The sequence below is a fragment of the Nostocoides japonicum T1-X7 genome, assembly GCF_001046855.1.
Lineage (GTDB): Bacteria > Actinomycetota > Actinomycetes > Actinomycetales > Dermatophilaceae > Nostocoides > Nostocoides japonicum.
Map to the genome: position 1 here is coordinate 2,678,758 of NZ_HF570958.1, position 12,220 is coordinate 2,690,977.

Consider the following 12,220-nt stretch of genomic DNA (forward strand, 5'->3'; position numbering starts at 1 on the left):
GTCACCGGGATGATCCTGTGGATGAGCACCCATTCCCGGGGGCTCAAGCGGGAGCTCGAGGCGCAGGCCCAGGAGGCGCTCGGCGACGGCACGTCGCGCGCGCTCGTCATCATGGCGTTCCTCGCGGTCCTCAAGGAGGGCTTCGAGACCTCCGTCTTCCTCCTCGCGACGTTCCAGGCGTCGACGAACGCCTTCACCGCGGCGACCGGCGCCTTCCTCGGCATCCTCGTGGCGATCGGGCTCGGCATCGGCATCTACCGCGGCGGCGTCCGGATCAACCTGTCCCGGTTCTTCCGGGCGACGGGCGTCTTCCTCGTGCTCGTCGCCGCGGGCCTCCTCGTCACCGCCCTGCGGACCGCCCACGAGGCCGGCTGGCTCAACGCCGGCCAGCAGCGCACCGTCGACCTGTCCTGGCTCGCCCCCGTCGGCTCGATCCGCGGCGCGCTCTTCACCGGCGTCCTCGGCATCCCGGCCGATCCCCGGCTCGTCGAGGTCGTCGGGTGGCTGTGCTACCTCGTGCCGATGATGCTCATCGTCCTCTGGCCGCCGACCCGGCGCCCCGGACCCGTCGCGAGCATCCGGATCAAGCAGGTGGTCGCCCTCGCCGCGGTCGTCGCCGCCGGTCTGCTCGCCGTCCTCGTCCGCGCGCCCGCGCTGCCCGCCTCGGGTCCGGCGCCGCTCGTCGACGCGACGGGCGCCTCGGTCGGCACCGCCCAGCTGCGCGACGGCTCCCGGCTCGAGACGACGGTCGGCACGACGACGGCGACGTATGCCCTGAGCCGGGCCGGCGAGCAGGTGCACGACGGGACGACGGCCGAGCACCTCACCGGGTCGGCCCCGACCCCCGCGGACCTGCCGACGACCCTGACCCTCGACGACCTCGTCGCCGTGGGCGGCGGGCGGGTCCCCGTCGGCGTCGACGTCCAGCGCAACCCGGGCCCGTACACCGCGGCCTGGTCGGGCACCGGAGCCCTCGACGCCTGGTCCGTCGAGGGCGTCCTCCTCGACGCGACGTCACGGCATACCCTCGTCCTCACCCTCACCGGCGGCGGCCTGCCGACGTCCCGCACCCTCACCGTCACGCCCGACGCCACCCTTCCCGGTGGGGCCGGCACGGCCCCGGCGAGCTGGACCGTCGCTCCCGACCACGTCGACGCGGCCGCCCACGCCGCCCGCACCCACGAGAACCAGCGCACCGAGGCGCGCTTCTGGGGTCGCTTCGTGCCCCTCGTCCTCCTCGCCGCCGCCGCCGCGCTCCTCCTCACCGCCGAGCGCCGCCGGCGCGCCCTGACCCCGCCCCCCAGCACGGCCCTCGAGGACAGGGGATCCTCGACCACCCCGAACCCAAGGAGCAACGCCCATGCCGGTTAGTCCCACCCGTCTGAGTCCCACCCGTCGCCTCGCCGCCACCACGGCCGCCGGCGTCGTCTCCCTCCTCGCGCTCGCCGCCTGCGGGTCCTCCGGCGACGACTCAGGGTCGACCTCCTCGGCCACGGCCGCGTCGGACGTCGCCCCGGTCAAGGACGGTGCCGCGCAGGTCGGGGTGACGCTCACCCAGGGCTCCGGCGGCGACCAGTGCCAGCTCGACCACGCGAAGGCGGCCGCCGGGCCGGTGACGTTCACCGTGACGAACAAGGACGCCGCCTCCATCACCGAGGTCGAGCTGATCAGCGACCAGCGGATCTTGGGGGAGAAGGAGAACCTGGCTCCCGGGTTGTCGGCGGTCAGCTTCACGGTGACCCTGGGTGGTGGGACGTATCAGGTGTACTGCCCGGGTGCGGCGACGGAGAACCAGTCGTTCACGGTGACCGGGCAGGCCGCGGCCACGCCGACCGGGGATGCGGCGGCGCTGCTCACGGCGGGCACCAAGGAGTACGGCGCCTACGCGGCCCAGGTCCTCTCGGACATGCAGACCGCCGTCGGGAACCTCGCCTCCGCCGTCGACAGCGGCAACCTCGCCGAGGCGAAGAAGCAGTATGCGCTGGCCCGCCCGTTCTACGAGAAGGTCGAGTCGGCCGTCGAGGGCTTCGTCAAGCCGGGGTACAAGGCGGACGACAACAAGGGCAACCTGGACTACCTGATCGACATGCGGGCCTCCAACCTGGACCCGGCGGTGGGGTGGCACGGGTTCCACGCGATCGAGCGGGATCTGTACCAGAAGGGGGCGATCACGGCGCAGACGAAGAAGTACGCGACCGAGCTGCAGGCCAACACCAAGGAGCTGGCGACCGTCTCCAAGACGTTGACCTACAAGCCGGAGGACCTGGCCAACGGCGCCGCGGGGCTGCTGGAGGAGGTCCAGTCGAACAAGATCAAGGGCGAGGAGGAGCTCTACAGCCACCTGGACCTGGTCGACTTCGCGGCGAACGTCGAGGGCGCCCAGCAGGCCTTCGCCTACCTCAAGCCCGGGCTGGAGAAGATCGACCCGACGCTGACCGACAACGTCGCCAAGCAGTTCGACAACGTCGACGCCGCCCTGGAGAAGTACAAGGACCCCACCCAGGCCGGCGGGTACAAGCTGTGGACCCCCGCCCTGCGAGCCACCGACGCCGCCTCGCTGTCCAAGACAGTCCAGGCCCTGCAGGACCCGCTGTCCCAGATCGCCCAGAAGGTGGCGACCGCGCAGTGACCCCTCGGGACTGACCCCCGCAGGACTCCGCCGCATTCAGCGGGTGGTGCACAGGCCCCGATCGGGTGCCAGAGCGCCAGCCGGTCGGTCCGATGGGTGGGGTGGGGCCGGGCGTGGTGGTGCACAGGCCCCGATCGGGTGCCAGAGCGCCAGCCGGTCAGCCGGGCGGGGCCGGTTCGGCGGGTGGCCGGGGAGGCTGTTGTCGAGGCAGCCGGACCTCGAAGCGGCACCAGCCGTCGTCGGTCTCGAGCGCGGTGACCCTGCCCCCATGAGCCTCGGCGATGCTCGCGACGATCGCGAGCCCCAGCCCGCTGCCCCCGGCGTCCCGGGCCCGGGACTCGTCGAGGCGGGTGAACCGGTCGAAGACGGCGCGGCGGTGCTCCGGCGGGATGGGGGGCCCGTCGTTGTCGACGCGGACGACACCCTCGGCGCCGTCGCCGACGACCGACAGGGCCACCGTGCTCCTCGCATACCGGCAGGCGTTGTCGACGAGGTTGCGCACCAGCTGGGCGAGCCGTGCGACGTCGCCGGTGACCCGGACGGGCTCGATCTCGGCCCGGACCTCGACGGCTCCCGTGGTCCGCAGGCGGCGCACCTCGGCGACGACGAGCTCGTCGAGGTCGGCGTCCGCACGGACCAACGGGGCCCGGTCGTCCGCCTTGGCGAGGGTCAGCAGGTCGTCGACGAGCCGTTGCATCCGCAGGGTCTCGGCCAGGACGACGGCGTCGCGGTCCTCCCGCGCACCCGGAGCCCGGCCCGGATCGATCTCCATGCTCGCGCGGATCGTCGCGATCGGGCTGCGCAGCTCGTGGGACGCGTCGGACACGAAGCGGCGGGTCGCCGCGTCCGCCCGGGCCAGGCGGTCGAGCATGTGGTTCATCGTGCGCGCCAGCCGGGCGATCTCGTCGTCCGTCCGGGGCTGGGTCACGCGTCCGACACCACGCACCTGCGTGATCCGGTCGACGTCGGCTCGGATGCTCTCCACCGGAGCCAGCGCCCGGCGGACCCCTCGGCTCACCATGACGACGATGAGGACCCACATGAGGAGGGACCCGACGCTGAGCAGCACCGTCGCCGTCTTCACGGTGTCGGACTCGACCTCCAAGGGCACCGCGACGGCCACCGTGTATGCCGTGCCGGCGGAGTCCGACACCGCCTCGGTCACGACCGCGTGGGGCTCGCCGACCTCGCCGGGAAGGCTCGCGGACTGGAACTGGTCGACGGTCCCACGAGGGGACGCGGGACGCGCGATGGGACGGTCGCGCAGCGAGACCTCCGAGGAGGTGACGACCGCTCCGGACGGGTCGAGGACCTGGATGATCGCCCCGCGGCTCACCGTCGCCTCGACCGCCTCCGTCGGTGTGGACCGCCGCGTCCGGATGCTCTCGGCCACCTGGGATGCCTTGCCCCGCGCGGCGTCCTGGGATGCGGCATACAGAATGCGATCGAGGGAGAGGGCGAAGGCGGCGACGCCCAACGCCAAGGCGAGACCGAGGGTCACCGCCGTCATGACGACGATGCGGCGGTGGATCGTCCAGGTCCCGAGCCGGGGCAGTCCACGCATCGTCAGGTCCGCCGGGTGTCCTCGCCGCCCTGGACGGACGCCATGACGGGCACGAGCCGGTAGCCCATGCCGCGGACGGTCTCCAGCGAGTGCACGCCGAAGGGGTGGTCGATCTTGCGGCGCAGGTAGCCCACATACACCTCGACGATGTTGTCACTGCCCTCGTAGGCGGCGTCCCACACGTTGTCGAGGATCTCGGCCTTGGAGAGCACGGTCCGGGGATGACGCATGAAGAACTGGAGGACCGCGAACTCCTTGGCGGTCACCGCGATGCGCTCGCCCGCGCGACGGACGATGCGCTGGTCGGGGTCCAGCTCGAGATCGCCGACGCGGAGGGTGACCGGCCGCGCGGGGGCGCCCCGGCGCACCAACGCGCGCAGCCGGGCGACGAGCACGATGAAGCTGAACGGCTTGGTGAGGTAGTCGTCGGCGCCGAGCTCGAAGGCGTCGGTCTGGTCGTAGTCGCCGTCCTTGGCCGTGAGCATCAGCGCCGGCACCCACACCTCCAGCGCGCGCAGGTTGCGCAGCACCTCGTAGCCGTTGCGGCGGGGCAGCATGATGTCCAGGACGACGACGTCGTACGGGTTCTCGCTCGCCATCCACTGACCCGTGACCCCGTCGTGCGCGACGTCGACGACGCAGCCCTCCTGACGCAGGCCACGCGCCAGGGTCCGGGCGAGGGACTCCTCGTCCTCGACCAGCAGCACTCTCATCGCGCCCGTTCCATGTCGCGTCCAGGGTACGGATCGTGCGACTCCCGCCCGTCGGCCGGAGGTGCGTGCCACGTCCACGTGGCGCATGCCACCGCCAGGACGGTCACTCCGAGCAGCCATCCGGCGAGGACGTCGGTCATCCAGTGGTAGCCCAGCAGGACCCGGCTCAGGGCCACGGCCACGCTCGCCACGAACCAGCCGAGGACGGCTGCGGCGCGCGCCCATCGACGACGCGTCGCGAGAACGACGAGCGCAGCGGCGAGCCCGAAGAAGATGGTCGAGGAGAGCGTGTGGCCGGAGGGGAAGGAGTACGTCGTGTCGGGTGGCCCGGACACGAGGTATGCCGGGGGACGCGGGCGGGCGACGAGGTGCTTGACCCCGACGATGAGGGCCGCGCCGAGCAGCGTGCACGCCATGACATGGGCCGCCGCGACGAGCCGTCGGCGCACGACCAGCCAGGCGAGCAGGAGGCCGGACAGCACGGTGATGGACGGCTCGCTGCCGAGCGTGGTCACGACCTCCGCGGCGGCCGTCAGCGGGGGAGTCCGCGCCTCGACGAACCACTGGGTGACCGCCGCGTCGTGCGCCGCAAGTCCCGTGTGCCTGTGAACGCCCGCAGCGAGCCATCCGGCCATCATCAACGTGCCTGCGGCGACGAGGAGTGGCGCTCCGACCGACGGCCGTATCGCGGTGGACGGGCCGGTGTTCCGCCGGGCCGTCGGGGCAGGTTCCGAGGTCATCCCAGCACCGTGCACCCGCATTCCTGAACGAATCCTGAGGCGCGCCCCGGCCGAAGCGGACCACGCCGCGTCGCTCACCGCCGGTCGGGCACAAAGGCTTTGACCGGTATGCCGCGGTCCTGCTTGTCTGGGGGCGTCCCCACCCGACCCGACGATCAGGAGCGGTCATGCCGAGCGGCTCACGCGGAACGGTCCTCGTCACGGGCGTCGGCCGGTCGCGCTCGATCGGCGCCGGCCTCGCCAAGGGGTTGGCCGAGGACGGCTGGGACCTCGTGCTGAGCCACTGGCGGCCCTACGACGACCGCCTCGGGTATGCCCAGGGGGCCCACGACACCGAGGACGTCGCCGAGGTGTGCCGCGCCGCGGGCAGCCAGGTGCGCGTCGTCGAGGCCGACCTCGCGTCCGAGGACGCGCCGGGCGAGCTCGTCACGGCAGCCGCGGACACCGGCCCGCTGCGCGGGCTCGTGCTCTCGCATACCGAGAGCGTCGACAGCTCGATCCTCGACACGACGCTGGAGAGCTGGGAGCGCCACTTCGCCGTCAACGCCCGCGCCGCCTGGCTGCTCATCAAGGCGTATGCAGAGCGGCTGCCCACGGCGGAGACGGCCGAGGTGACCGGCCGGGTCGTCGCGCTGACGAGCGACCACACGGCGCACAACCTGCCCTACGGCGCGAGCAAGGGCGCCCTCGACCGGATCGTCATCGCCGCCGCCGTCGAGCTCGGGCCCCGCGGGCTGCGCGCGAACGTCATCAACCCGGGGCCCGTCGACACCGGCTGGATGACGCCCGAGATCCACCGCCTCGCCCGCGAACAGACGCCGGCGGGGCGCCTGGGAACCCCCGAGGACACCGCGGGCCTCGTGCGGTTCCTCATGTCCGACGCCGGCGGCTGGATCACCGGGCAGCTGCTCTACAGCAACGGGGGCTTCCGGACATCGTGACGCCACGGGTGTCGCATCGGCGGGGATGCGTTCGTGGAGAAGGGTGAGGGCAGCCACCCGGGCTGCCGCCGAGCGGAGGAGCAGGAGATGGCGTTGTATCTGATCGCCTTCAACGACGAGTGGGTGCCCGACCTCACGGACGACGACGTGCGCGAGCGGGGCCTCGCTGGCCGAGCCGTGATCGAGGAGATGACGGACGCCGGTGTCTTCGTCTTCAGTGACGGGGGCCTCGATGCGTCGACGGCCGTATGCAGTGTCGTCCCGGGCGGCGGCGAGCCCCTGTTCACCGACGGGCCGTTCGTCGAGACCAAGGAGCATCTCGGCGGCTTCGCCGTCGTCGACGTGCCCGACGAGGACCAGGCGCGCTACTGGGCAGGGCGGATCGCCGTCGCGGTCGGCTGGCCGCAGGAGCTGCACCGCTTCCCCCACCGCGTCAGGCTGAGCGGGGACCTCCACCCCGCGACCGACGCGTGACCGGCCCGGCACCGCGCGCCAGGGGGAGGAACACCTCGTCGACGATGCCGAGGATGTCGGCCTCGGTGAGCGGCGCCAGCGTCATGAGGAGCTGGTGGCGGAACAGGTCGAACGGCAGGGCGGTGACGCGCGGTGAGGGTGCGCGGTCGAGCTCGCCGCGGGCGACCGCGCGCTCGATGAGCACGTCGATGGACTGGGTGCGGCCCGCGACGAGCTCTCGGTGCAGCTCGGCGAAGGTCGTGCCGGTCGCCTGGAAGTAGCCGGCGATGAGCACGCTCATGAGCGGGATGACGGGCGCGCGTCTCGTGTTGGCCCGGCGCAGGAGCTCGATGAGGTCCTCGCGCAGCGATCCGGTGTCAGGGACCTCCACCCTGTCCCGGCCGAAGCCGTGGACGAGGGCCGCCCGCACGAGGGAGGGCTTGTCCGGCCAGCGCCGATAGATGACGGGCCGGCTCGTGCCCGCCCGGGCGGCGACGCCCTCGAACGTGAACGCGTCGTAGCCGCCCGCGACGAGCTCGTCCCAGGCGGCCTCGATGAGGGCGGTCTCGAGCTCTGCGCCGCGGCGTCGCGACGGTCGGACCGCATCGTCAAGATCCACTTGTGCATCTTAACGGCACGACATACGATCGGTTCGACAAGATACGAGACTGTATCTTGAAGAACGGAGCCTCCATGTCCTCGTCCGCGCCGCAGGCGGCCGCCCCACCCATCGACCGCCACACCGTCATCACGGCTTTCGTCCTCATCGCCGGTGGCCTCGCCGTCATCTTCGACTCGACGATCGTCAGCATCGCCCTCGACACCCTCGCCCGGGAGCTCGACGTCACGGTGGGGACCATCCAGTGGGTGAGCACCGGCTACCTGCTCGCGCTCGGCGTGGCCATCCCCCTCGTCGGGTGGGCGCAGGCGCGGGTCGGCGGCAAGCGCCTGTGGATGATCGCCCTCGCGGTCTTCGGGCTCGCCTCGATCGCCTGCTCGCTCGCCTGGGATGCCCCGAGCCTCATCGCGTTCCGCGTCGTCCAGGGTCTCGGTGGCGGGATCATGATGCCGCTCATGGCGACGCTCGTCATCCAGCAGGCGGGCGGAGCCGGGGACGGCCTGGGCCGGGTCATGGCGCTCGTCAGCCTGCCGACCGCCCTCGGTCCGATCCTCGGCCCGACGATCGGTGGCGCCATCCTGCACTCCCTGAGCTGGCCGTGGCTGTTCTGGGTCAACGTGCCCTTCTGCGTCGTCGGGCTGCTCCTCGCGTGGCGGTTCCTGCCGGCCGATGGGCCGACGGGCCGGCCTCGGCTCGACGTCGTCGGGCTCGCGCTCCTCTCGCCGGGCCTCGCCGGCCTGCTCTACGGCCTGTCGAACGTGAGCAAGGCCGGGGGCTTCGGCCGGTTCGACGTCTGGGGGCCGGCCGGGGCGGGCCTTCTCCTCGTCGCGGCATTCGTCGCGTGGTCGGTGCCACGGCCGGAGCGGGCGCTCGTCGACGTCCGGCTCCTCGGGCGGCGGGCGGTCGGCTCGTCGGCGACGCTGTTCATCCTCTCGGCGGCCTCCTTGTACGGCGCGATGCTGCTGCTGCCGCTGTACTTCCAGAACGTCCGAGGCATGACCGCGCTGCAGGCCGGGGTGGTCCTCATCCCCCAGGGCGTCGGCACGCTGCTGAGCCGGGTGACGGCCGGTCGGCTCACCGACACGGTCGGGGCGCGGTGGGTGGCCTTCGTCGGCTTCGGCGTCCTGGGCCTCGCGACGATCCCCTTCGCCTACGCCGACGCCTCGACGAGCCAGTGGTGGCTCATGGGAGTCCTGCTCGTCCGTGGGGTCGGCCTCGGTGCCGTCGTCATCCCCGTCATGTCGGTCGCCTTCATCGGCCTCGACCGCGGGGAGGTGCCGCACGCGAGCATCATCACCCGCCTCGCGCAACAGCTCGGCGGCGCGTTCGGCACCGCGATCCTCGCCGTCATCCTCGAGGCGAACCTCGCGAGGGCGAACGATACCGCCGGCGTCGCGGCCGCCTTCGACACCGCCTTCTGGTGGGCCGTCGGCTTCACCGTCGTCGCGATGGCGCTCGCCTTCCTCCTTCCGGCCAAGCCGAATGCGCCGGCCCCGGTGTCACCCCCGCCAGTCCCTGCCGTCCGGTCCTGAGCCTGCCGCTCGACCGTCCCGGGTGCCATGATCGAGCCATGACGGAGACGACGACGCAGACGACGGGACTGGAGGCCGTGACGGCCATGGACGAGGCGGCGGTCCGCCGGAACGACAGGGCCTACGTCTTCCACTCGTGGTCGGCGCAGGCGAAGATCGACCCGCTGCCCATCGCGAGCGCCGAGGGGTCGTACTTCACCGACTACGAGGGCCGGAGGTACCTCGACTTCTCCAGCCAGCTCGTCAACGTCAACATCGGCTACCAGCACCCCCGCCTCGTCACCGCCATCCAGGAGCAGGCGGCGCGCCTGACGACGATCAGCCCGGCATTCGCGAACGACGCCCGCTCCGAGGCGGCCCGGATGATCGTCGAGGTCGCCCCCGCGACGATGGACAAGGTCTTCTTCACCAACGGCGGCGCGGACGCGAACGAGAACGCCGTCCGGATGGCGCGGCTGCACACCGGCCGGCAGAAGGTTCTCGCGGCATACCGGAGCTATCACGGCGCGACGGCGGGAGCCATCACGCTCACCGGCGACCCGCGACGGTGGGGCAGTGAGCCGGCGCAGCCCGGCGTCGTCCACTACTGGGGGCCCTACCTCTACCGCAGCGCGTTCCACGCGACGACGCAGGAGCAGGAGTGCGAGCGCGCCCTGCAGCATCTGCGCGACACCCTCATGGTCGAGGGCGCCCACACCGTCGCGGCGATCATCCTCGAGACCGTCGTCGGCACGAACGGCATCCTCGTCCCCCCGGACGGCTACCTCGCCGGAGTCCGGGAGATCTGCGACGAGCACGGCATCGTGATGATCGCCGACGAGGTGATGAGCGGGTTCGGGCGGTGCGGCGAGTGGTTCGCCATCGACCACTGGGGCGTCGCGCCCGACCTCATCTCCTTCGCCAAGGGCGTCAACTCGGGATATGTGCCGATCGGCGGCGTCGTCATCTCCGGGGACATCGCGGCGACCTTCGACGACACCTCCTACCCCGGCGGACTCACCTACTCCGGCCACCCGCTGGCGTGTGCGAGCGCCGTCGCGTCGATGACCATCTTCAAGGACGAGGGCATCCTGGAGAACGCCCGCCACCTCGGATCGGTCATCGGCCCCGAGCTCGAGGCGCTCGCGGCCGACCATCCGAGTGTCGGGGAGACGCGCGGGCTCGGCGTGTTCTGGGCGCTCGAGCTCGTCAAGGACCGCGAGACGAGGGAGCCGCTCGTGCCCTACAACGCGGCGGGCGCCGCGGCCGGCCCGATGAACGAGTTCGCCGCGGCCTGCAAGGAGCGGGGCCTGTGGCCGTTCACCCACTTCAACCGGACCCACGTCGTGCCACCGTGCACGACGACGGAGGCGGAGGTCCGCGAGGGGCTGGCCGTCCTCGACGAGGCACTCAAGGTCGCCGACTCCTACTCCACCGGCTCCTGAGGGCGGCGACGGTCGTCGGTATGCCGTGAGCGCCGGTCCCGGGTGAGCCGCGCCTTCCGCTTCGTCCACGAGTGGCGCCTCGTCGCCCCGCCCCGGCTCGTCTTCGACCTCCTGCGCGACGTCGAGCACTACCCGACGTGGTGGCGCGAGATCCGTCGGGTCGAGCGCATCGACGAGGCGAGCGGCATCGCCTGGGTCCGCAGCCTGCTGCCCTACCGGCTCCGGCTCGTCATCACCCGGGAGGTCGAGGATCTCCCGACGGGAATGCTGCGCGTGGGAATTCGCGGCGATCTCGAGGGATATGCCGAGTTCAGGGTGCCCACCCCGGTCGATGGCCCGCCGCGACCGCTCGTGCTTCTCTACCGCCAGGAGGTCGAGGTCACCCCGCAGGGCCTGCAGCGGCTCGCGCCCCTCCTCGGGCCGGTCCTGCGCGCCAACCACGCGGCGATGATGCGCAGCGGAGCTCGCGGGCTGGAAAAGGCCTGTTCAGGGGCCCAAACGAGGGAATCGTGACCGTTTCGTGACCTCCCGGCGCTGACGGCCGAACGCCTGATCGGAATATCTCGCATACCTGCGGAAAAACATGGTTGTCATTCATGGAATGACAACCATGTGATTATCAGAATGACGCAATTGACGGATGTGGATGCTGTGGCACCTGTTTTCCCTGTGACCGAAACGCAATAGCCTCGCACGGCCGATTGGTCCCCTGCTGAGAGGTAGTTGCCGTGCCTGCGCGAACCCGTCCGGGTGCTTGCCGCTCGACGTTGCGCGTCGCCGCCGCGACGGTCTCGCTGGCCCTCGTCGTCGCCGTCCCCGTGGCGAGCGCGTCGGCCGATCCGAAGCCGGTCTTCCCGAGCAAGGACCAGGTCAACGCGGCGAAGCAACGCGTCCAGTCGACCAAGCAGGACGTCGCCGGTCTCCAGGCCCAGTACCAGTCGGCATCGTCGCGCCTCGACCAGGTGCTCCAGGCCGCCTCCGACGCGGCCGAGGCGTACAACGGCGCCAAGCTGCTCCTCGACCGGCGCACCGCGGCGGCCAAGGAGGCGGCGGCGGAGGCCGTCGCCGCGGAGAAGAAGGCGGACTCGGCGCACGAGGCCATCCGCGGGTTTGCCTCGCTGGCCTACCAGCAGGACGGCTCGCTCGGTGACGTCGCAGCGTTCCTGTCGAGCCACGGTCCGCAGGACCTCGTCGACCGGGCGACCGCGCTCGACACGATGGGCCAGCTGCGGGCCGAGGCGTATGCCGCGGCCGACTCCGCGTCCGAGCTCGCCGACACCGCCAAGGCCAACGCCGCGCTCGCCGCCAAGCAGCAGCAGGCCGCCGCCGACGCCGCGGCGAAGGCGAAGGCCGCCGCGCAGGCCCAGGTGGACGCGGCCAACGCCGAAGCCGCGCGGATCCAGCAGCAACAGCAGCAGACCCTCGCCCAGCTGGCCACGCTCCAGCGGACCTCGGTCCAGCTCGAGCAGCAGCGGCAGGAGGGCCTGCGCCAGCAGGCGATCGCCGAAGCCGCCGCCCGTGAGGCCGCCCGACAGGCCCGGATCGCGGCGGAGAGGGCAGCCGCCGAGCGGACCCGGAAGGCGGCCGAGCAGGCCGCGCGCGCCA

At 71.9% G+C, this 12,220-nt stretch carries 12 protein-coding genes; 8 read left to right on the forward strand and 4 right to left on the reverse strand.

Features of this window, described 5'->3' with window-relative positions; genetic code table 11:
* Both BN12_RS26485 and efeO read left to right on the forward strand, forming a co-directional pair.
* The coding region (locus BN12_RS26485; protein WP_048552761.1) for an FTR1 family iron permease at positions 1 to 1,371 on the forward strand (1,371 nt) is incomplete at its 5' end.
* Positions 1,361 to 2,629 carry an iron uptake system protein EfeO gene (gene efeO, locus BN12_RS11985; RefSeq protein WP_053080021.1) on the forward strand — a complete coding sequence of 423 codons (1,269 nt, stop codon included), beginning with the start codon at positions 1,361 to 1,363 and terminating at the stop codon, positions 2,627 to 2,629. The genes BN12_RS26485 and efeO, both read left to right, overlap by 11 nt.
* A gap of 157 nt (positions 2,630 to 2,786) precedes the next feature.
* Here efeO and BN12_RS11990 read toward each other — a convergent pair whose 3' ends face one another.
* Genes BN12_RS11990 through BN12_RS12000 form a run of 3 tightly spaced genes read right to left on the reverse strand, consistent with a single transcriptional unit; the run spans position 2,787 to position 5,646 of the window.
* The gene (locus tag BN12_RS11990) at positions 2,787 to 4,193 is read right to left on the reverse strand and encodes a sensor histidine kinase (RefSeq protein ID WP_048552762.1); all 1,407 of its coding nucleotides are present in this window, start codon (positions 4,191 to 4,193) and stop codon (positions 2,787 to 2,789) included.
* Between the two features lie 2 nt (positions 4,194 to 4,195).
* Positions 4,196 to 4,906 (reverse strand): response regulator transcription factor, encoded by a 711-nt coding sequence (locus BN12_RS11995; protein WP_048552764.1) that lies wholly within the window; start codon positions 4,904 to 4,906, stop codon positions 4,196 to 4,198.
* Positions 4,903 to 5,646, reverse strand: a complete 744-nt coding sequence (locus BN12_RS12000; protein ID WP_048552766.1) for a phosphatase PAP2 family protein — start codon at positions 5,644 to 5,646, stop codon at positions 4,903 to 4,905. Before BN12_RS12000 ends, BN12_RS11995 begins: the two co-directional genes overlap by 4 nt.
* A gap of 167 nt (positions 5,647 to 5,813) precedes the next feature.
* Between BN12_RS12000 and BN12_RS12005 the strand changes: the two genes are divergently transcribed.
* The gene (locus tag BN12_RS12005) at positions 5,814 to 6,587 is read left to right on the forward strand and encodes an SDR family oxidoreductase (protein WP_048552768.1); all 774 of its coding nucleotides are present in this window, start codon (positions 5,814 to 5,816) and stop codon (positions 6,585 to 6,587) included.
* 87 nt (positions 6,588 to 6,674) lie between these two features.
* Positions 6,675 to 7,061 carry a YciI family protein gene (locus BN12_RS12010; RefSeq protein WP_048552769.1) on the forward strand — a complete coding sequence of 129 codons (387 nt, stop codon included), beginning with the start codon at positions 6,675 to 6,677 and terminating at the stop codon, positions 7,059 to 7,061.
* On the opposite strand, the gene BN12_RS12015 is transcribed toward BN12_RS12010, so the two are convergent.
* On the reverse strand, positions 7,021 to 7,659 hold the full coding sequence (locus BN12_RS12015) for a TetR/AcrR family transcriptional regulator (RefSeq protein WP_048552770.1): 639 nt from the start codon (positions 7,657 to 7,659) through the stop codon (positions 7,021 to 7,023). The two genes, BN12_RS12010 and BN12_RS12015, sit on opposite strands and share 41 nt — an antisense overlap.
* 74 nt (positions 7,660 to 7,733) lie before the next feature.
* Between BN12_RS12015 and BN12_RS12020 the strand changes: the two genes are divergently transcribed.
* The 4 genes from BN12_RS12020 to BN12_RS25190 form a co-directional block, all read left to right on the forward strand.
* On the forward strand, positions 7,734 to 9,191 hold the full coding sequence (locus tag BN12_RS12020) for an MDR family MFS transporter (RefSeq protein ID WP_048552771.1): 1,458 nt from the start codon (positions 7,734 to 7,736) through the stop codon (positions 9,189 to 9,191).
* Positions 9,192 to 9,229: 38 nt separating this feature from the next.
* Complete coding sequence (locus BN12_RS12025; RefSeq protein WP_083454609.1) at positions 9,230 to 10,615, forward strand: aspartate aminotransferase family protein; 1,386 nt, start codon at positions 9,230 to 9,232, stop codon at positions 10,613 to 10,615.
* Between the two features lie 42 nt (positions 10,616 to 10,657).
* Positions 10,658 to 11,128 carry an SRPBCC family protein gene (locus tag BN12_RS12030; protein ID WP_048552776.1) on the forward strand — a complete coding sequence of 157 codons (471 nt, stop codon included), beginning with the start codon at positions 10,658 to 10,660 and terminating at the stop codon, positions 11,126 to 11,128.
* A 215-nt stretch (positions 11,129 to 11,343) separates the two neighbouring features.
* Positions 11,344 to 12,220: hypothetical protein (locus BN12_RS25190; protein WP_200901202.1), on the forward strand; the 877-nt coding region annotated here is incomplete at its 3' end.